At 34.2% G+C, this 19,937-nt stretch carries 18 protein-coding genes; 14 read left to right on the top strand and 4 right to left on the bottom strand.

Annotation, left to right across the window (positions count from 1 at the left end; genetic code table 11):
• The first annotated feature begins 26 nt into the window (after positions 1 to 26).
• The 8 genes from I580_RS01955 (at position 27) to I580_RS01990 (ending at position 10,003) form a co-directional block, all read left to right on the top strand.
• Positions 27 to 2,621, top strand: coding sequence for a YfhO family protein (locus I580_RS01955; RefSeq protein ID WP_010772991.1), 2,595 nt, complete (start codon positions 27 to 29; stop codon positions 2,619 to 2,621).
• Positions 2,618 to 3,589 (top strand): DUF5067 domain-containing protein, encoded by a 972-nt coding sequence (locus tag I580_RS01960; RefSeq protein ID WP_010772990.1) that lies wholly within the window; start codon positions 2,618 to 2,620, stop codon positions 3,587 to 3,589. Before I580_RS01955 ends, I580_RS01960 begins: the two co-directional genes overlap by 4 nt.
• Positions 3,589 to 4,326 carry a hypothetical protein gene (locus tag I580_RS01965; protein WP_010772989.1) on the top strand — a complete coding sequence of 246 codons (738 nt, stop codon included), beginning with the start codon at positions 3,589 to 3,591 and terminating at the stop codon, positions 4,324 to 4,326. The genes I580_RS01960 and I580_RS01965 overlap by 1 nt, the downstream gene beginning before the upstream one ends.
• A gap of 22 nt (positions 4,327 to 4,348) precedes the next feature.
• Positions 4,349 to 6,028 carry a hypothetical protein gene (locus tag I580_RS01970; RefSeq protein WP_010772988.1) on the top strand — a complete coding sequence of 560 codons (1,680 nt, stop codon included), beginning with the start codon at positions 4,349 to 4,351 and terminating at the stop codon, positions 6,026 to 6,028.
• Between the two features lie 24 nt (positions 6,029 to 6,052).
• On the top strand, positions 6,053 to 7,084 hold the full coding sequence (locus tag I580_RS01975) for a glycosyltransferase family 2 protein (RefSeq protein WP_010772987.1): 1,032 nt from the start codon (positions 6,053 to 6,055) through the stop codon (positions 7,082 to 7,084).
• The gene (locus I580_RS01980; protein ID WP_010772986.1) at positions 7,084 to 8,154 is read left to right on the top strand and encodes an acyltransferase; all 1,071 of its coding nucleotides are present in this window, start codon (positions 7,084 to 7,086) and stop codon (positions 8,152 to 8,154) included. Before I580_RS01975 ends, I580_RS01980 begins: the two co-directional genes overlap by 1 nt.
• 216 nt (positions 8,155 to 8,370) lie before the next feature.
• Entirely contained in the window at positions 8,371 to 9,222 is an 852-nt protein-coding gene (locus tag I580_RS01985) for an HAD-IIB family hydrolase (protein WP_010772985.1), read from the top strand.
• A gap of 79 nt (positions 9,223 to 9,301) precedes the next feature.
• On the top strand, positions 9,302 to 10,003 hold the full coding sequence (locus I580_RS01990) for a hypothetical protein (RefSeq protein WP_010772984.1): 702 nt from the start codon (positions 9,302 to 9,304) through the stop codon (positions 10,001 to 10,003).
• Between the two features lie 196 nt (positions 10,004 to 10,199).
• On the opposite strand, the gene I580_RS01995 is transcribed toward I580_RS01990, so the two are convergent.
• Complete coding sequence (locus tag I580_RS01995) at positions 10,200 to 10,958, bottom strand: MerR family transcriptional regulator (RefSeq protein ID WP_010772983.1); 759 nt, start codon at positions 10,956 to 10,958, stop codon at positions 10,200 to 10,202.
• 160 nt (positions 10,959 to 11,118) lie between these two features.
• Between I580_RS01995 and I580_RS02000 the strand changes: the two genes are divergently transcribed.
• Positions 11,119 to 11,475, top strand: coding sequence for a DUF1827 family protein (locus I580_RS02000; RefSeq protein WP_010772982.1), 357 nt, complete (start codon positions 11,119 to 11,121; stop codon positions 11,473 to 11,475).
• Positions 11,476 to 11,599: 124 nt separating this feature from the next.
• On the opposite strand, the gene I580_RS02005 is transcribed toward I580_RS02000, so the two are convergent.
• The 3 genes from I580_RS02005 to I580_RS02015 are packed head-to-tail and all read right to left on the bottom strand — an operon-like array spanning position 11,600 to position 14,863.
• Entirely contained in the window at positions 11,600 to 12,784 is a 1,185-nt protein-coding gene (locus tag I580_RS02005; RefSeq protein ID WP_010772981.1) for an ABC transporter permease, read from the bottom strand.
• Positions 12,771 to 13,916: an ABC transporter permease gene (locus I580_RS02010; RefSeq protein WP_010772980.1), complete on the bottom strand. Its 1,146-nt coding sequence runs from the start codon at positions 13,914 to 13,916 to the stop codon at positions 12,771 to 12,773. The genes I580_RS02005 and I580_RS02010 overlap by 14 nt, the downstream gene beginning before the upstream one ends.
• A gap of 14 nt (positions 13,917 to 13,930) precedes the next feature.
• Positions 13,931 to 14,863: an ABC transporter ATP-binding protein gene (locus I580_RS02015; RefSeq protein WP_010772979.1), complete on the bottom strand. Its 933-nt coding sequence runs from the start codon at positions 14,861 to 14,863 to the stop codon at positions 13,931 to 13,933.
• Positions 14,864 to 14,984: 121 nt separating this feature from the next.
• On the opposite strand from I580_RS02015, the gene I580_RS16400 reads away from it, so the two are divergent.
• From I580_RS16400 to nadE, 5 genes are all read left to right on the top strand, one after another.
• Positions 14,985 to 16,076 carry a sensor histidine kinase gene (locus tag I580_RS16400; protein WP_010772978.1) on the top strand — a complete coding sequence of 364 codons (1,092 nt, stop codon included), beginning with the start codon at positions 14,985 to 14,987 and terminating at the stop codon, positions 16,074 to 16,076.
• Positions 16,077 to 16,088: 12 nt separating this feature from the next.
• Complete coding sequence (locus I580_RS02025) at positions 16,089 to 16,721, top strand: response regulator (protein ID WP_010772977.1); 633 nt, start codon at positions 16,089 to 16,091, stop codon at positions 16,719 to 16,721.
• Between the two features lie 106 nt (positions 16,722 to 16,827).
• On the top strand, positions 16,828 to 17,238 hold the full coding sequence (locus I580_RS02030; RefSeq protein WP_010772976.1) for a GtrA family protein: 411 nt from the start codon (positions 16,828 to 16,830) through the stop codon (positions 17,236 to 17,238).
• Positions 17,239 to 17,319: 81 nt separating this feature from the next.
• Entirely contained in the window at positions 17,320 to 18,792 is a 1,473-nt protein-coding gene (locus I580_RS02035) for a nicotinate phosphoribosyltransferase (protein ID WP_010772975.1), read from the top strand.
• A 138-nt stretch (positions 18,793 to 18,930) separates the two neighbouring features.
• Positions 18,931 to 19,758, top strand: coding sequence for an ammonia-dependent NAD(+) synthetase (gene nadE / locus I580_RS02040; protein WP_010772974.1), 828 nt, complete (start codon positions 18,931 to 18,933; stop codon positions 19,756 to 19,758).
• Positions 19,759 to 19,937: the final 179 nt, after the last annotated feature.

Genomic DNA, 19,937 nt, shown 5'->3' on the forward strand with positions numbered 1-19,937 from the left:
ATTTGTAAATAGGAGGAAGAAATGGCATGAAAATAAAAATATGGCTTAAAAGAAAAGGTTGGGCATTTCTTTTAAGTGTGCTTATTCCCATCGTAATAATGGCAGTAGTCTACTTAATGATGGGCATTTATCCTACTAGTCAAAGAACGGTCTTAGCGAGTGATGCGTTATCTCAAACATCAAATTTTTTCGCAAGTTTTAATAATACGTTACATGGTAAACAAAGTTTTTTTTATACATGGTATGGCTCTTTGGGATTGAATTACTGGTCATTTATGGCCTATTACATAAACGGAATTTTTAGTTTTATTGTTGCTTTTTTTGATAATCAACATATTCCTGATGCACTGTATTTGATATTATTACTCAAGTTTGGAGCAATTGGCGGTACATTTTGGATCATGAGTGATCGTTTATTTAAATTACCGCAAATGGCAAAAATAATGTTAAGCGTTAGTTTTGCTTTGTGTGGATTTAGCATTGCCTATTCGCCGCAACAAATGTGGTTAGATGGATTAATCTATTTCCCTTTAGTTATTTTAGGGATTCATTATTTAATGGATGAACGAAAACCTGCTCTATTATTTATCAGTTACTTGTTATTATTTTTATCTAATTTTTATATGGCATTTATGGTTGGAGTCTTTTCTTTTTTTTATGTGTTTTGTCGATTTTTAACAGAACCGAAACGATTTAAAGCAAGTTTGGTTCCTTACTTGATAACGTCGCTACTCGCAGGTGGGGCGTCTATGGTCACAATTTTGCCAACATTATTAGATTTGAAAAATAATGGTGAGGGATTAACACCTATCTATAGCTTTCTAACAAGAGGGATGGATATCTGGGATATTCCAGCAAAAACAATGGTAGGATCCTACGATACTAGTAAATATGGGAGTGCACCGTTTATTTATTTTGGTATGCTAGGGTTGATTTTTTGTCTTTTCTATTTTATAAGTCGGAAAATCGCGCTTAAAAATAAGCTGATCTACGGAAGTTTGTTTCTTCTATTGATTGCAAGTGTTTATATTGAGCCGATGAATCTTTTTTGGCATGGAATGCATTCGCCGTATATGTTTTTATTTCGTTTTAGTTTCTTATTTTCTTTTTTAGGGCTTTTATTAGCTGGCTTTGGATTGGAACAGGTATCCAAGGATGACTTCAATCGTTTAGTTAATACTGTGTTGGGCTTGATTTTTCTATATGTTTTGATCAGTTTTGTAGCAAATCGTAAAAGATATGAGTATTTGGATCAAAAAACGTTACTTGCTACGTTGACTGTTGCTTTGCTCTATGTGCTATTAGGCGTTCTAATTCAAAAATGGCCGAAGCGTTTGGTATTGCTCGGATGTCTATTTTCTATTGTTTTTATTGGAGAACAGTTGATCAATGCACAAAGTATTGTAAAAGGAATTGCAGGAGAATGGAATTATCCAGATCGGAGAGCTTATGATGATCATTTCTCAGATATCAATACATTGATCGAGACAACTAAAAATGAGAACACTAGTCTATATCGGGTAGGAAATGTTGATGCAACATCTCGAAATGAAAGTTTTATCCATGGATATAGCGGTGTTACAATGTTTTCTTCTATTCGAAATCGTCACTCTTCCCAGTATCTAGATCAGTTAGGATTTCGTTCAGCGGGAACGAATTTGACGATTCAATATGAAAATAATACGTTGATTATGGATGCATTATTAGGAATAAAATACAATTTAGCCAAAGAAGATTTAAGAAAATATGGTTATAAAGCGATAAAAACAGCAGGAGATTATACCTTGTATGAAAATCAGTTTGCAATGCCATTAGGTATTTTAACAGACAAGGGGATCTATAAGAAGAATGCTGTAAAAAATCAAACAGAATTAATGCAATACTTATCTGGTGATGAATCAAATATTTTTTCTTTTGCTGAAGTTGAGACAGTGAAAGAAAACAATGTCAAAGTAGAAGAACAAGAAGGCGGTGTTTATTATTCAAGAACCGCGAACGCCAATCGTGAATTGACCTATTCAATTGATGTTCCTGCACGTTCCCAAGCCTATTTAAGTCTATATGGTAAAGGATCAGAGGTAGATATTATTACGAAAGTGAATGGGATACAGCGGCATGGTAGTCTGGAATCTAGCGGTCAGTATTATGATTTAGGCTATTATAAAGAAGCTAAAACGGTAGAAGTTCAGGTTGTATTCACTGGTGAAAATGTTGTACAACTGGTAAAACCAAAAGTGATGTTTTTAAATAGTGATCGTTTCGAGAATATGATGAAAACAATCAAAAAAAATGGTGTTACGTTCGAAACCAGCGGTCGAACTTCAGAAGCAGAAGTAGAGTTGTCTAAAGATCAGGTGATTTTGACAACCATCCCATTTGACAAAGGCTGGAGAGCTTATATTGATGGTGGAAGAGTTGAGATTCCCACATTTAAAGATGCTTTCTTAGCGCTGCCTGTTCCCAAAGGAAAACATACCGTAAAATTAGTATTTTTGCCTGAAGGTTTTAGAATCGGTCTTTCATTATTCATTAGTTGTATTCTACTTTTTATCTTGTACAACTGGTGGTTAAGGAAAGAAATGGCACAACAGAACCATATACAGAAGGAGAAAGAGGAATGAAAAAAATAATAAGGTATTTCCCGATTTTCGTTTTTAGTTTATTCATAATCAGTGGTTGTTCGGCAAAATTATCGGATAAAAAACAATCCTTTGAAGCAGAGGGGATTCAGTATCAATTTCAATTGCCGAGTACTTGGGAAGTTACCAAAGATTATAAAGTAACATATAATAAATCAGCTGTTTTTGGAGCGAAAGATAAAAAGAGTAATTCTTCTTTATTTGTTTTAGCTTCTCGTAAAGAGAATGTTGATTTAGCTGATTTTGGTGAACGAACCCGTAAAGAGCTGGCAAAGCTGTATAACTATAAAGCGAAAGATATATATATGAAAGAAACCAAAGTTGGCAAGTATAAAGCCTATAAGTATACACTAAATACTACGTTTGATAAACGTTCTGTTTGGTTACATCTATATTATATTGAAACAGAACATGGCTTGGTTCAATTTGATTTTTATTCTGCTGATGATGGCAAACATGAAAAACGTGTTGATATCATTGATTCTTCCGCATACTCCATCAAAGAAAAAGAAGATCAAGGCCCTGTTGAAGATGAAGACGAAATTGTGTTTGATTCAAGTGCATTAAACATAAAAGTGACAGGTGTAATGGATTTAGATGGAGAGAATGATACCTCAGTTTATGCAATTCGTTATATGGTTACAAACAAAGGGAAACAAGAGGATATTACACCAGAGAAATGGCAAGAGTTGATAAAAGTAACTCAAAATGATCAAGAGTTACAAGAGGGAACTGTTAAAAAAGATGATCAAGTAGTGGATATCACGAAGTTATTGAAACAGCAAAATCAAAAAATTTCTAGTGGGGAAACTCTTGAGGCAGTTGTTATATATACGTTGAAAGACAAGACAAAAGATATAGTGCTTACACCTTCTAAAGAGGTCTTTAAAGATGCTGAACCCGTACATTTAGCACTTGCAAAAGATAGTGGAAAGGAAGACGGAAAATAATGCGAAAAAAGCGTACTTTGTTTTTTTGTGCAACAACGATTTTATTACTTATAATAAGTGCCTGCTCAGCAAATAAAAAGACAACTTCGATCGAACATGAACAACTTCTTTGGCACGATAGTAGAGAAAAGCCTTTCGGTCGATTTGATTATCCAAAAATTAGTAAAAAAGAGGGACTTTCTTTGTTGAAAGACAAGTTTAAAGTAAAAGTACCAGGCATGATAGCCCAAGCAGAGGCGTTGATGGAAAAAGAAGTGGTAACAGATGAAGTAAAACTTGGTGATTCCGAATATACTCTGTATGCTGAAGGGGATGAATTAAGAATTCAAGGATACTATCCATTTTTTAAAGAGAGTCAGCTAGAAACAGTTTCTGTGGTAGAATTTACGTATTTGTTTAGGCGGGAAGAAAAAGATGTTCGACTAAGAACTCAGAGCTTTTCTATTGTGAATGTGGGCGAAAAAGAAGCATTTACCAAAGAAAAATTCCATACTTTTTTAGAAGAAACCGCTAAAATAATTGATTTGCCCAAAACGATGTCGGATCGTTCGATTGAAAATTTTGACAAAACATATCAAGAACTGGATAATCGTCCAGCATCACAACGAGTAAAAGTTTATAGTAATGATGAGGAAATGACTGAGAAGAAACGTATCACACAATCTATAGTAGCTGAATTCAGTCAAAAAAAAGAATTGAAAGGACTACAAGTTGCAATTGTGGATCGTACAGAATAAACGAATAAAAGGGAGAAAATAAATGGCAGTTGTTGTGTTATATGTACTGATGATAGGATTTGTAGGAGTTGGGGCTAGTATTCTCTGGCGTGAGTGGAAACAATGCCGATGTGATCAGAAACAAAAAGAATTTCTTCAAATTCTTTTTGTTTTGTTAGTTGTCGGTCTATTCACTCGATACATCAATATTAACCAATTACCTGGGCTTCAAATTGATGAAGCGATGTCAGGTTATGATACGTGGGCATTAGCAAAATACGGGACAGACAGCGCTTTGAATTCGTGGCCGATCTATTTGATTGGATATGGGACAGGACCTTCTGCATTTTATACATATTTATCCTTACCATTTGTGAAAATATTGGGGTTAAGTCTTGTCAGTACACGTTTGGCAATGGTTTGTCTTTCTTCCATTACTATTTTGATTGTAATGTGGACTTTATTGAGACTCAACCTGTCAAAAAAATTAACGCTATCTATTTTTTTTATGCTAATCATCAGTCCTTGGCATATGCTGATCAGTCGCTTTGGGTTAGATGCCAATGTGGCGCCGCACTTACTTTTAGTTGCGCTATGTCTGGTTTTAGTTGGGATGAATGAAAGTGGTAAAAAACAAACTATATTTTATAGTGTTGCGATTTGCTTGATTGGCTTAACATCATATGCTTATTTAGCGACCTGGTACTTTTTACCACTATTTCTACTATTTCTCTTAGGGTATTTTCTGAAAAATCGATACTTAAACAAAATGCAAATAGTTATTTTAATGGTTGTTTTGATTGTTACGATTATTCCAATTGTGATTTTTGCTTATGTGCAGTATGTAGGGCAGGAAACAATAACAATTTTCGGAGTAACATTTGCCAAGATGATTGGCAGTCAAAGTGAAGGTCAAACAATTTTATTCAAAGACGATATCTGGGGGGCATTTTTAGGGAATCTTCAAAGAATTCTTGGTTTTCTTTTAAGTGGAAGAGATGGATTGATTTTTAGTTCGATTCATGGATTTGGTTTTATGTATAATTTAGCTGGATTATTATTAGCCTGTCTTGGATGGATCAAAATGCGTAAGGAAAAAAGTCCGTTTAGTCAATTAACGATTGGTTGGTTTGTGTGTAGTTTACCTTTATTGTTGATCATTGTTCCAGTTGTTCATCATTGGAATGTGGTCATGTTCCCTTTAATCATTATGATGGGATATGGACTTGCAAGTTTGCATTCAATAGAAAATAAAACCATATTTCGAAATAGTATTGCATTTTTTTCAGTATTATTCGTATTGTATGTTTACACGTACAATGTTGTATACAAAGAAGAACAGCAAGATAGTACTTATATGGCACCTGTAACTCTGGAAGAGACCTTGAAAGTTGGAAATGAAAAAAAACTAGAAAATATTTATATTGAACGTAGTAGTTTAAAACAATTACAAGATTTAACGTTTATTTTCATCCGTTTTTATGATCCAATTTCACCAGAAAGTTATCAAGCTAGCCGAGATACGCCGTACGATAAAAATAGTAATATGACCTATCGCTATTATGGAAAATATGTTTTTTTAGATGAAAATGAGGCAACTAAAACGGATCAAACAAGTATCGGTTATCTTTATCATAAAGGAACGGATCTATCCAAAAAAACATTTTTAAAAGATTTTGCAGTGTATGAAAATGCTGATTTTTTACTATTTTATAAAGAATAGGTAACGTGTTAGGAGGGAATGTAAATGAAGCGTATTACTGTGATCATCCCATTTCTAAATGAAGAACCTGTGATAGAAAAAATGTATGAACGACTTAAACAACTTGCAGAGGAGTGTCCTGACTATCGTTTTGATTTTCTTTTTGTGAATGATGGAAGTGAGGATCAAAGTTTAAGAATTATATTGAAGCTAAGAAACTATGATCAACGGGTTTCTATTGTGGATCTTTCACGTAATTACGGAAAAGAGATCGCGATGTTAGCAGGTTTTGATCATGCTAAAGGCGATGCTGCTGTTGTCATTGATTCTGACTTACAACAACCACCTGAATTGATTAAAGAAATGATTGAGTGGTGGGAAAAAGGCTATGAAGATGTATACGCGATTAGAAAAGAGCGCAAAGGAGAAAGCTTCATAAAAAAATGGACTTCTGCGTGTTATTATAGAATTTTACAAAAAGCTAGTAGAACAAATATATATGCGAACGCTGGTGATTTTCGCTTATTAGATCGTAAAGCGGTAGATGCTTTGAAAATGATTCGGGAACATGAGCGTTACACTAAAGGATTATACGGTTGGATCGGGTTTAAGAAAAAAGAACTTTATTATGATGCAGATGAACGAGCTGGTGGAACTACTAAATGGCGGTTTTCTTCTTTATTCAATTTGGCAATGAACGGCATCACTTCATATACAACGTTGCCATTAAAGATTACAACAATTATTGGTGGAGTTGTTTCATTGGCGGCGTTTATATATATGATGATTGTATTAGTTCAAACGCTTTTATTAGGGGCTGATGTGTCAGGGTATCCATCTTTGATGATCGGTATTCTATTTCTCGGAGGCCTTCAATTGATTTCTCTTGGCATTATCGGAGAGTATTTGGGTCGAGTGTTTAATGAAACAAAAAGACGACCATTGTATTTTGTTGATACGTATTATGATTCGGAAAGTCCAGAAACATCTAAACCCATTGATCAAAAACAAGATAGAATCTCTATTTTTTCATTGATAGAAGAAGAGACTCAAACAAGGAAGGAGCATCGTAATTAGTGAAGAGGCATTTAGGAGTCGAATTATTACGAATGGTATCCATGTTTATGATTTTGATCTTACATATTTTAGGAAATGGTGGGATTTTGGATAATGTACGTATTGGCAGTCTCAACTATTATTTTTTTTGGGGATTGGAAGTTCTTTGTTTTGTAGCTGTAAACTGTTTTTCTCTGATAACAGGCTACTTTATGAGTAAAGGGAAGTGGCGAATTGGAAAATTTCTTCAGTTATGGGTTGAAGTGGTGTTTTATTCGATTACGTTAAGTTTTGTTGCTTATTTTATTTTGGGTGAGATTGTTCCGATTTCGATGTACGCAGATTCGTTATTTCCTTTATTCAAAAAAAGTTACTGGTTTTTTTCAGCCTATGCGGGTCTGTTTTTGTTCATGCCATTATTAAATAAAGCAATAAACGGGCTTACAAAAAAAGAAATGACTTATGGTGTATTTGTTATTCTGATTTTGGGTTCAGGATCTATTTTATTTAGATCTGATCCATTTAATTTGGCTGAGGGATATAGTATGGTTTGGTTGATATTTATGTATTTTATTGGGGCATTTATTCGTTTGCACGTGAATGTTGACTCTATTAATAAAAAGAGCATAGTTGGTTATTATTTAGGCATAAATGTGGTTTCGCTAGGGTTTATTGCACTTAGATCAATGATAGGAGATTTTGAAGGATCTAGAGATACTATTTGGTTTATCCATTATGTATCACCTCTTATTCTTGCAAGTTCTATTTTACTTTTTATTATATTTTTAAAAACACCTATCAATGGCAAAGAGACTTCTTTTTTGATTGAAAAAATCGTGCCGCATTCTTTTGCTGTGTATCTTATCCATACCCACCCAATTATTTTTTATTTTATGTTAAAAGATCGATTTATTTTTTTAGCGAATGAATCGATTATTATGGCGACAATTCAAGTTTTATTATTTGCTATCTTGATTTATCTGAGTTGCCTCTTGATCGATTGTATTCGATCACTGCTGTTTCAATTCTTGCAAGTTCCAAATGTAACGGATAAAATTGGGAAAAAGCTCCATCAATTGATTGGGATATAGCTCGAAGAGTTATGTGCCAATCTTTTTTTTGTTTATAATGGTGGAAAAATTATGGCGATTTGTAACATAGGGAAGTCTAGTATGCTATACTCGAAAGTGCGAATTGAATTTTTCTAATGTGCATGAAATCTTTAATAAACAAGGAGAATGTATTAGCAATTGAGCTGAAGCAAAGGGTTTACAATAAGATAATAAAGAGTAAAGGGAGTTTAACCTATGAACATAGTTTTTTGCGATATAGATGGAACATTTCAAGATCTTGGTGGTGAGGTACCTAAAGTTAACTATGATGCAATTTACGCTTTGCAAAAGCAAAGAGATCATTTTGTTTTTATTAGTGGGCGAGGTTATGAGCAGCTGACAGAATTGATGGAGCAGTTGGATAGTGAATGTGATGTTATTTTCAGCAATGGCGGTGGTCGAAAATTAGTTGGAGAACCAGTGCAGTATAACCACTGTTTGTCAATGTCAGAGTGTGAGAGAGTGATTGCCATTTTAGAAGAACGTGCTATTTTTTATCACATTCATACAAATGAAGGAATCATTTTAAAACCAGTGGGAAATTATGGAGCCAATATCACTGCATTAAGAAAAAAACTTGAACCAATGGGGACTATGGGAAAACAAATCATGGATTTCAAAGAAAGTTTTTTTAAAAAACAGTGTCAACATGTTGAGAATCCATTTTTGTATTTAACTGAGCATCCCGAATTAAAAGTGATGAAAATTGAATTGATGGAAGCGAGTGATCAAGAACATGAACGATTACGTGATGTGTTGAGTAGTGATTCTGCAGAAGTCTTTTCTTCGTTTATTCAGTGTTTGGAAATTGTGGATCCAAAAAGTAGTAAAGGAAATGCAATCAATGAGTTTATGAAACAGTATCCAGGAGCACGTAGCTATGGTATTGGTGATGGTGAAAATGATTTAGCTATGTTAGAGGTTGTCGATGTTCCAGTGGCTGTTGGCAATGCAAAAGAAATTGTCAAAGAGAAATGTCAAAAGATTATCGGAGACTGCTTAGACGGCGGTGTTGGACAATTTATTTTTGATGAAATCATTGGGTAGTATTGTTTAGCAAAGAAACTTATTCAATGATTGGGAATCTGAAGTGAACGCAATTGTTTTAATTTTGGAGGGAGTATGAATGAAGGAAAATCAAGAAAATATCGAACATGATTTGGAGTATTATCAATCGGGTGTCAAACAATTGTATCTGAAAACCTATCAAAAATATCTTATGTTCCTACTGGTTATCATGTTAGGAACAGCGATCGGGATAGGAGCGGTTAGCTCATTTATTAGATGGTTGTTGGTGCTCGCAATTTTTATCGAAGCAGGTATTGTCATTTATCTATTTCGTTATTTGCGCACAGAAACTTTTGAAGTCTATTTCCAGCAAATAAAAGAACAGTTACCGAACGAGTTTCAGAAAATGAGCTTGATTGAAATCCAAGAAGATGAGCAAGCCTATTATTTTTCAGATAATCAAGAACTGTTTGTAAAACTGAAAAAGAAAAACAGCCGAAATTTTCCGTCAAAAATTAGACAATACACACTCTTAGTAGGGTTTACAGACGAAATAGATAAGAATAAGTTAGAACAACCACTACAATTTTTTTATTATGATATCACGCAAATCAAGCATTCAGCAAATTACAAAAAAGAAATACTAAAAAATACTAATTTTGTTGCAAAACGTAAAAAAAGAAGAATAAACACTGCAATATTAACATTTATTCTACTAGTCTTAGTAGGTGTTTTTGTTTATTTTGGAGCAAAAACATATTTAGAGGGTGATAGTCGAACGTTGTATGAAAAAAATGTTGAAGTATCTTTAAGAAGATGATTTTGTTTTAGATGAGTAAAATACAACAAATGCTACATTCAATCTTGATCGACACAAAAGAGACCGTTATAAAAAAAGAACCCGTTATCTTAATGAGCCGATTTCCAAAAGTGCAATTTTTTGCTACAACTTGAGGACGCGCTACGTAATGATAAAAGGTTCTTTTTTAGGTGATTTTAGTAATATGAATAGACGCTTATTTTGCAAACTGTTGAATAATGTTGTTTAGTGTTTGTGCAGCTGAAGCGCCGGCCCGTTCATTGTAATAAGCGGCAAATCGTTCATCAGCTATATACAGTTGTCCCAAACCTCGATGCATTTCGGTCGAATAGGTAGGCGAGGCATAGTGTAACCATTCTTTATGTTTTAAAAAGACGGTTTCAGCTTCTTGAGAGTGAAGGTCTTTGGTGTTTATTACGACTTTTAACGCTTCAATCAGTTCTTTTTCAGCTGTTTTCATACGGTTAAAATCTTCTTCACTTAAATTTAACCACTTTTGATTCGATGCTGCTACAGTTTCTTCACCATACTTTTCTCGAATTTCTTTTCCATAAGCTTGTTCATTCTTTTGTAGTGTTTCTTTTTTGAAACCTACAAATTTTTCTTTGTCAGTCATAGTTAGTTCTCCTTTTTGATACCGTAATGTTTTTTCCACAGTTAGGATCAAATGATCAAGTTGTCTGCGCTTTGCCATTAATTGCTGATAATGATCCTGTAACGCGTGTTGAGGATCATAATTTGGTGTATTTAGCAATTTTTGGATCTCTTCTAATTTCATATCCAATGAACGATAAAAAAGAATATGCTGCAGCTTGTCGACTTCTTTTGTACCGTAAATTCGATAACCGGAAGAGTTGATGCGAGCAGGTTTTAAGAGCTCGATTTCATCATAATACCGCAAAGTTCGCGTGCTGATTCCGGATAATTCAGCAACTTTTTTGATTGTATATTCCATCTGTTTCCCTCCTGTATGACTTTAGAATAAACCTTTACCTAACGTGAAGGTCAAGGGTTTTTCTTAGAATAACATACTTTTATTTTTTTGATTTACAAAGTCACCTTGAAAGAGTAAAATTTTTATGTAAAGTGGTTAAGATAGAAAAGGAGCTGAGCAAATGAAATTAATCGAAACACCGATCAATAAAAACTTAGATTTGGAGTATTTTTATCCAAATATCACTAAATTTGTTTTTGGAGCAAAAGCCATTAAATTTTTTAAATTATATGCGTTAGACCGTACACAGATTGTCTATGCTGATGCCTTCGATAAAATCGATATCATTATGATCAATACTAAAAAGAAAATCAATAAAAAAGAAGTCGATTATGTGATAAAAAGACTTTTAAATACAACTAGAGAAGAAGTAACAGTTCACATCGGTATCAAAAATGAAATGCAGAAAAAGGGCTATTCATTTAGTGCTCCTAGAAAAGATATTATTGTGATTCAAAAAAATGTAGAACCATCATAAAAAAAGTCGAAACAAACATGTTTAGCTTTGTGAAATAAGAGAAGGTTTCTTTTTTCACGCTGTTTATTCGCATTTAGGGTGTGAAACAAAAGTGATTTTTACTTTTGTCTCACACCCTCTTTTTTTAGTGTTGAGTGATTGTTTTTCTAAACGAAAATTTTAGACCGCCTTGTTCCTTTCTTGTTACCATCGCTAATAGGAAGAAAAGGAGTGAAAAAATCAATAAAATAAGCGCATTGAATTGGAAACTACTTAAAAAATCATCATTAAATTTAGTGGTATTTCCGATCAACGTACAATTTCTCATGTACCAATAAGTTGGTGTAAAAGAAGCGATTTTTATAACGATATCAGGCAAAATCTCTGTAGGAACAAATACACCACTAACAAAAGCACTACCTAAGATAAACACATTGTTGATTCCAGAAATCATATCTGGATTACTGATAAGTCCACCAATCAGGTTGCTAAAAGAAACGGCGACAATGAATAAAAGTAGCGTATTTAAAATGAAATAACCACTATATTGATCAAAACCACTTTCTGTAACGAATAAGATGAGACTGATAAAAATAAACCAAAGAACCAAACAAAAACCTAGCTGTACTGTAAATTGTTGGCGTGAAAAAGCTCGATTGGAAAGTGGTGAACAGTTATTTCTAAGTTTGATTTCTTTGCGATTGAATGCCAAACTGACCAAAGTAATCGCGCTAAAAATAGTCATGAACATTGTATACGATAATACGCCAAACACTTTACCTGTTGCTGTATTTTTCTTTGCTTGATCATAAGTAGAAGAAAAGTTGACTTTACCCGTCGTTTCAATGTTTTCAGTCGTTAACTTGGATAGTTCAGCTTCTGTCTTATTTGGAAAAGCTTCTTGATAAAATTGATACGTAGATAAATAGTTATTGATGATGGAATCAACATAGACTTGATTAAAACTATCCGGTTTAACTTGAATCGGTAAATCAGGCTGTTGACCTTGACTTATAGTATTGGAAAATGATGGAGGAATTGTTAAAACATAATCAACTTTTCCAAAAAATAAAGCATCATCGACTGTTTCTTGCGTATTTTTTAATGGGACGACTTTCATGTTTTTGTTTAAATAGCGTTCAAGCTGTTTAGCAGGATTTCCTTGATCTTGATTGAAAATAACAATAGTGGTTTTTTCAAGTTCGCTTGACGCAGAATTAGTAGAAGAACCTGAATAAACAAAAGAAATCCCTAAACTGATTGCAAGAGCGAGAATCAATGTGGCCAGATTTTTTTTAAGAATACCTAAAGTCGCTTTAAAGACTGACATATTGTACTCTCCTTTCATAAAGAACACTTGCTGTGATAAAAATTAGCGCTAATGCACCAAGGTTAAGTAGATTGGGATAAAAACTGTCGATATTTTGATAATAGTAAAGCTTGTACAACGCTTCGCTCACCAAATTGACTGGATTGATTGCATTTAACCAAGGAGCATGCTGATTGACAAGCAGTTTGATATCAGGAGACATCATCCCCGCAAGAAAGCTGCAAGTCATTTGAAACGTCACAGCGAGTGAAATTTTTTGATTAAGCGGTACTTTTAGAACATTCCCAAATAGAACACCTAAAGAAAGTGCTACAATAGCTGTTATCGTGCAGATCAATAAAATGAGTAACCAGCGATCACCAAAATCAACATTGTAAACAAAATGACAGAATCCTAAGATAAAGAAGAGCTCAAGAATAAAGAGCGTAAAGGAAGATGCTAGATTTGATAAAACAATCAATAATTTATTTTTCGGTGTCATGCTTAGTCGAATACCATTGGCTGATTGATTGGCTTGCTCATCATTTGCGTTACTGATCCCCCAGAACATCCCAAACATACAGCTCATACCAATCAGCGTAAAGAAGTAAAAGCTTTTTGAACTTCCTTTAGAAGCAGTTGCCTTTTTAACTGAAATGTAATTTGTCGTTTGACCGATTTTTTTTGTGATCGAAGATGCTAACAGAGCAGGATCTTCTTTTTGTAAAGTAATTAGGGTGGTTTTACTTTGAAGAAACTGATTCATAAACGAGTCTAAAACATTTTGTTGAATCGTCTGTTGGTTGACAGTTAACGAAATAGATTCATCGGAAATTGTATAGTAACCAGCAATGTTGTTTGCTAGTAGTTCTTTCTCTGCGTTTTCTTTCGAGAAGGAGATTGGAGTAAACATTTTTTCATCATTGGATTTGACTTGGTTCATTGTCTCTAAAAATAAGTCGGCATTTGGTGGTGTTTTATTTTCAATAACGATTCCAACTGGAATTTTTTCAACGGCATCGAGTTTATCTAGATTACTGAAAGCTGCCGTGAAAAATAAACCTAATAGTAACGGGAAGGCAAGTGACCAAAATAATAAAACGTTGTTTTTTGATTGAATCTTTAAACGATAGTGATATAAATGCCAAAACATGTGACGGCTCCTTTCTAGTCTCTTAATTCTCTACCAGTGATTTCTAAAAAGACATCATTTAGCGTTGGTTGCTGTGTATAAAAATTGCCAAATGCAATCTGATTTTTTTCTAAGATGTGTAGGACTTGAGTAAAAACGGTTTTACTCTTTTCGGTATTTAAGGTTACGAAGACATTATCGTATGTGATATCGATGATTCCGGTAAGTTGTAATAATTGTTCTTTAATTGCAGATGGGAAATCAGGAATTTCGATTACGATTTTTTCATTGACCTTGATCAATCCTTTTAATTGTTCTTTTGAACCTTCTGCGATTACTTGACCTTTTTCAACGATCACAATGTTGTTACACAGTTGTTCGACTTCCTCCATATAATGTGTTGTATAGACGATTGTTGCACCTTGACGATTGAGTTCTTTTATACTGTCTAAAATTTTATTACGACTTTGAGGATCAACTGCTACAGTGGGTTCATCTAGAAAAATAAGCTCAGGTTTATGAACGATTCCACAGGCAATATTTAGTCTGCGTTTTAAACCACCACTAAGTTTTTTAGGTGTGAAAGTGGTAAAATCTTCTAACCCTACAAGATTAATTACCTCTGAAACGTATTGTTTTCTGGTCGTTTTATCGGTGATGTAGAGCCCGCAATAGTAATCAATATTATCAATCACATTCAATTCATCAAAAACAGCTACTTCTTGGGGAACTATCCCGATGCGTTTTTTTAAATCATAACGTGTAGGTGACATGTGTTCACCAAAGAGTTTCACTTCGCCTTTGTCATACGTTAATAGAGAAAGCATGCAATGAATGGCTGTTGATTTTCCGCACCCATTTGGACCAAGTAATCCTAAAATATCTCCTTTTTTTACTTGTAAGTTAAAATGATTCAATGCTGTTAATTTTCCATACCGTTTTACTAAATCATTTATTTCGATTATCATATGAAATTCTCCTTTTTTTCTTTATAATAGAACTATAGCTTAAACGAATTTAAGTTTTAAGTGATTATTTTCCTATATTGATGTGACATTTGTCATATAAGTGAAGAAGTTGGAGAAGAGAATGAATAAATGTTTGATGCGCCACTTGTTTGATAAAGCATTTTTGTTAGGTTTATGTTTGAGTATACTTCTAAAGCAAGTCTATCAAAGTGAAATGGTCATTTTTGTGTTAGTGACTGTTGTTTTAAGTATGTTGGTCTGGGTCATAAAAGACCCCAAATTTTCTACCTTGACGATTTTGATTTTATTGATTGCTTCTGTTTGGTGGCAAGAGTATGCCTATTTTTTACCAGTTCTCTTTTATGATGGACTAATGGAAACTGGAAAAAAAGGAATGATTCTTAATAGCAGTTTGGTATTATTGTTTTTTTTAAGTAGTGGAAATTATTCAACTAGCTTGAAACTATATATTATTTTACTATGCGCGCTTGCAAGTTATTTGGCTCTGTTTACTTTAAGAGATAAAAGACTATATCAGGATTATTTATTGCTAGAAGAAGAGAAATGTGAGCATCGATTTATTCTAGAATCTCAAAATGCTGAATTGATTCGACAGCAAGAGATCACAGTGAATCTGGAGCTTTCAAATGAACGAAATAGAATTGCGCGTGATATTCATGATAATGTGGGACATTTGCTTTCTAGTGCGCTACTCCAGACAGCTGCGCTTAAAACAATCAATCAGGAGCAACATTTAGTAGAACCATTAAATCAGCTCCAAGAAACGATCAATGAAGGGATGAGCAGTATTCGTGATAGCGTACATGATCTACATGATGAATCCATAAGTTTATCACTAGCGTGTCAAAATATTCTAAAGAGTTTTACGTTTTGTAATGTAGAAGTAAGAGGTAGCTTTACTGAACGAATCAGTAAAGAGTATAAACTTGCCTGTATTATGCTAATTAAAGAAGCTTTGGCAAATGTGATGAAACATAGTCAAGCAGATACCGTGATCATGGATTTTCAGGAACATCCCGGTTTTTATAAATTAGCAATTGAGGATAATGGCCAGCAAAATAGAAAGAAAAATCCAAATGAAATCGGCATCGGATTAATAGGGATGCAAGAAAGAATAGAAAAACTAGGGGGCAGACTGAGCTGGCAACAAAAAGAAGTGGGTTTTTTGTTGTTGGTAATTTTGCCAAAATAAAGGAGTAAAAAAGTGATTCGTTTAGTAATCGTAGATGATGATTTGTTAGTTACAACGTCTCTTAAGACGATTGTTGAAGCAAGCGGGGAAATTAGTGTTGTTGGGATAGGGAATAATGCAGCTCAAGCTGTATCATTATATGAAGAGTTGCAGCCTGATATTTTGTTGATGGATATCCGAATGGGGGAGTCTACCGGTATTGACGTTGCAACCAAGATCTTAGAAAAAAAAGAGCAAGCAGATATTTTGTTGTTAACAACATTTTCTGATGATGACTATATTGTTGAGGCGTTAAAGATTGGTGTCAAAGGGTATTTATTAAAACAAGATTTAGAAGCAATCGTACCATCGATCAAAGCAGTCAAAAATGGACAATCTGTTTTTGGACATTCTATTATGGAACGATTGCCTCGGTTATTACAAACTGAAAAATCAACTTATTTAGAAGAATATGATTTAAATGAAAAAGATCTATCCTTCCTCTCTTTAATAGCAGAAGGCATGAATAATAAAGAAATCGCTCAACATTTATTTTTAAGTGAAGGGACCATAAGAAATTATATTAGTCACTTATTGGAGAAACTGGAATTGAGAGACCGAACCCAACTTGCTGTTTTCTACTATAAAAATATTTATGGGAAATAATATCAAAGGAAGTTTTTGTATGGACAAGACAGGGACGATAAAAAGCAGTATGATTTCTAATCTAACTTTGCTAAAATAGTAAGAGTAATGAAAGGAAGCGTAGCTATTGAAAGAATTGTTTCATAAATATAAAGAAGTGATCTCGTATTTAGTTTTTGGTGTGGCAACGACGATTGTGAATCTTGTTATTTTCTTTCTTTGTAAAGATATTTTAGGAGTCGATTATAAAATTAGCAATGCAATTAGCTGGTTTTTGTCCGTGCTATTTGCCTTTTTCACAAATAAATACTTTGTTTTTGCTAGCAATCATGAGGATATTGGGTCTTTTATTAGAGAAATGCTGCTATTTTATTGGTACCGCGTTTTGTCTTTTGTGGTTGATATGGCACTGATGGTTTTAATGGTTGAAGTGATGCAAATCTCGTCGTTTTGGGCAAAAATGGTGACGCAAGTGGCGGTAGTTGTGTTGAATTACTTTTTCAGTAAGTTTTTCATTTTTAAGAAAAAAACATCTTAAAATCAGATTTAAGTTAAAAAACAGTTTTTTTGTTATAATAGAGATTAAAATTCTAGAAAAAATAAAGGATGGCATAGTTAGATGAAAAAAGTTTACGATGACGACAGCTTAACATTACATACGGATTTATATCAAATCAATATGATGCAGACATATTGGAAACTTGGTAGAGCAGATTTGCATTCTGTCTTTGAATGCTATTTTCGGGAAATGCCCTTTAACCATGGCTATGCTATTTTTGCTGGTTTAGAACGTTTGGTAGAGTATTTAGAAAACCTAACGTTTACGGATACAGATATTGCCTATCTTAGAGAAGTGGAAGAATATCCGGAAGATTTTTTAACATATTTAAAAGAGTTTGAATTTAAATGTACGGTTCGATCAGCTCTAGAAGGAGATTTAGTGTTTAATAATGAACCTTTGATTCAGGTCGAAGGACCTTTAGCTCAATGTCAGTTGATTGAGACTGCACTTTTGAATATGGTTAATTTCCAAACATTGATTGCAACAAAAGCAGCACGTATCAAGTCAGTGATTGGTGAAGATCCGTTAATGGAGTTTGGAACTCGTCGAGCGCAAGAATTGGACGCAGCTGTTTGGGGAACGCGGGCAGCTTATATCGGCGGAGCAGATGCTACAAGTAATGTTCGAGCAGGGAAAGTTTTTGGTATTCCTGTTAGCGGAACACATGCGCATTCTTTAGTACAGTCTTATGGCAATGATTATGATGCTTTTACTGCATATGCGCAGACGCATAAAGATTGTGTATTCTTAGTAGATACTTATGACACCTTAAAATCAGGTGTTCCAAGTGCCATTCGAGTTGCTAACGAAATGGGAGATAAGATCAATTTTCTTGGTGTTCGTCTTGATAGCGGAGATATGGCTTATATTTCAAAACGAGTACGTGAACAGTTAGATGAAGCAGGCTACACAGATGCTAAAATCTATGCGTCAAATGACTTAGACGAAAATACTATTTTAAGTTTAAAAATGCAAAAAGCAAAAATCGATGTTTGGGGCGTTGGCACCAAACTGATCACGGCCTATGATCAACCGGCTTTAGGGGCGGTCTTTAAATTAGTTTCAATTGAAGACAAAGATGGTCAGATGAAAGATACAATCAAGCTTTCCAGTAATGCGGAAAAAGTGACGACACCAGGGAAAAAACAAGTCTGGCGAATCACCCGTAAATCAGATAAAAAATCTGAAGGCGATTATGTAACGCTATGGGATGAAGATCCCCGTAAACAGGAGGAAATCTATATGTTTCATCCTGTGCACACCTTCATCAACAAAACCGTTAGAGACTTTGAAGCACGAGCGGTTTTACAAGATATTTTTGTTGAGGGGAAACGAGTGTACGAAATGCCTACATTAGACGAAATCAAAGGATATGCTAAAGAAAATCTTGATTCATTGTGGGAAGAGTATAAACGGGACCTTAATCCGCAGAAGTACCCAGTTGACTTATCTACTGAATGTTGGAATCATAAGATGCGTTTACTTGAGAAAGTACGTGTGGACGTCAAAGCATTTAGCGAAGGCAAATAAATAGTATCTAGCTATGCGGACTAGTCTCTCGGAAAAAAGATAAAAATGAATTGGAGTAAAATGCATTACCTGTCATTTATCCTATCTTTTTCAAGACTGAACGAGCCCGCTTCGCTTTTACAATAGGAGGAATGTGCGATGGAGTCACTGCAAAAAGCGATCATTGAAGAACTAGGAGTAAAACCTCAAATAGATCCGCAAGAAGAAATCCGTAAAAGTATTGAGTTTATGAAAAGCTATTTATATAAATATCCTTTTTTAAAAACGCTTGTTTTAGGGATTAGTGGAGGGCAAGATTCTACATTAGCTGGACGACTTGCTCAATTAACGATGGAAGAGATGCGTAATGAAACAAAAGATGAACACTATCAGTTTGTAGCAGTTCGATTACCTTACGGCGAGCAGGCTGATGAAGCGGATGCCAAAAAAGCCTTAGATTTTATTCAGCCAGATATTTCGTTACGTGTAAACATTAAACCTGCAATTGATGCATGTGTTCTGTCTCTTTCGGAAGCAGGAATTGCAATCAGTGATTTCAATAAAGGAAATATGAAAGCACGCCAACGAATGATCGTACAATATGCCATTGCAGGTGAACAATCAGGGGCCGTGATCGGTACGGATCATGCAGCTGAAAATATTACCGGTTTTTATACTAAATATGGAGATGGTGGTGCAGACATATTACCACTATTCCGTTTAAATAAGCGTCAGGGAAAAGCTTTACTGAAAGAACTAGGTTCACCAGCTGAATTATATACGAAAATCCCAACAGCTGATTTAGAAGATGACAAACCCTTAGTGGCAGATGAAGTAGCACTTGGGGTGACCTATGAAGATATTGATGATTATGTTGAAGGAAAAAAAGTATCGGATAAAGCCAAAGCAACAATTGAAGGCTGGTATAAAAAAACACAACACAAACGTCATATGCCAATTTCTATATTTGATGATTTTTGGAAATAAGGAATAAACGATTTAATTTGGTGCGAACCCCATGTGCCCATGAAATCACTGAGAGATCCGCACCAAAATAAGAGAGGAAAAAAGCTATATTCGGCTTTTTCCTCATTTTATTTTAATAATCATAAGGATTTACGTAGAAATTTAGTGATTATCAATGATTTATAATAGATAATCATCAT

This window comes from Enterococcus caccae ATCC BAA-1240, assembly GCF_000407145.1.
Classification (GTDB): Bacteria; Bacillota; Bacilli; order Lactobacillales; family Enterococcaceae; genus Enterococcus_L; species Enterococcus_L caccae.

Excerpts from the sequence above, each read along its gene's own strand:
- I580_RS01955 (WP_010772991.1), top strand. The coding sequence starts at position 27 with ATGAAAATAAAAATATGGCTTAAAAGAAAAGGTTGGGCATTTCTTTTA.
- I580_RS01960 (WP_010772990.1), top strand. The coding sequence starts at position 2,618 with ATGAAAAAAATAATAAGGTATTTCCCGATTTTCGTTTTTAGTTTATTC.
- I580_RS01965 (WP_010772989.1), top strand. The coding sequence starts at position 3,589 with ATGCGAAAAAAGCGTACTTTGTTTTTTTGTGCAACAACGATTTTATTA.
- I580_RS01970 (WP_010772988.1), top strand. The coding sequence starts at position 4,349 with ATGGCAGTTGTTGTGTTATATGTACTGATGATAGGATTTGTAGGAGTT.
- I580_RS01975 (WP_010772987.1), top strand. The coding sequence starts at position 6,053 with ATGAAGCGTATTACTGTGATCATCCCATTTCTAAATGAAGAACCTGTG.
- I580_RS01985 (WP_010772985.1), top strand. The coding sequence starts at position 8,371 with ATGAACATAGTTTTTTGCGATATAGATGGAACATTTCAAGATCTTGGT.
- I580_RS01990 (WP_010772984.1), top strand. The coding sequence starts at position 9,302 with ATGAAGGAAAATCAAGAAAATATCGAACATGATTTGGAGTATTATCAA.
- I580_RS01995 (WP_010772983.1), bottom strand. The coding sequence starts at position 10,958 with ATGGAATATACAATCAAAAAAGTTGCTGAATTATCCGGAATCAGCACG.
- I580_RS02000 (WP_010772982.1), top strand. The coding sequence starts at position 11,119 with ATGAAATTAATCGAAACACCGATCAATAAAAACTTAGATTTGGAGTAT.
- I580_RS02005 (WP_010772981.1), bottom strand. The coding sequence starts at position 12,784 with ATGTCAGTCTTTAAAGCGACTTTAGGTATTCTTAAAAAAAATCTGGCC.
- I580_RS02010 (WP_010772980.1), bottom strand. The coding sequence starts at position 13,916 with ATGTTTTGGCATTTATATCACTATCGTTTAAAGATTCAATCAAAAAAC.
- I580_RS02015 (WP_010772979.1), bottom strand. The coding sequence starts at position 14,863 with ATGATAATCGAAATAAATGATTTAGTAAAACGGTATGGAAAATTAACA.
- I580_RS16400 (WP_010772978.1), top strand. The coding sequence starts at position 14,985 with ATGAATAAATGTTTGATGCGCCACTTGTTTGATAAAGCATTTTTGTTA.
- I580_RS02035 (WP_010772975.1), top strand. The coding sequence starts at position 17,320 with ATGAAAAAAGTTTACGATGACGACAGCTTAACATTACATACGGATTTA.
- nadE (WP_010772974.1), top strand. The coding sequence starts at position 18,931 with ATGGAGTCACTGCAAAAAGCGATCATTGAAGAACTAGGAGTAAAACCT.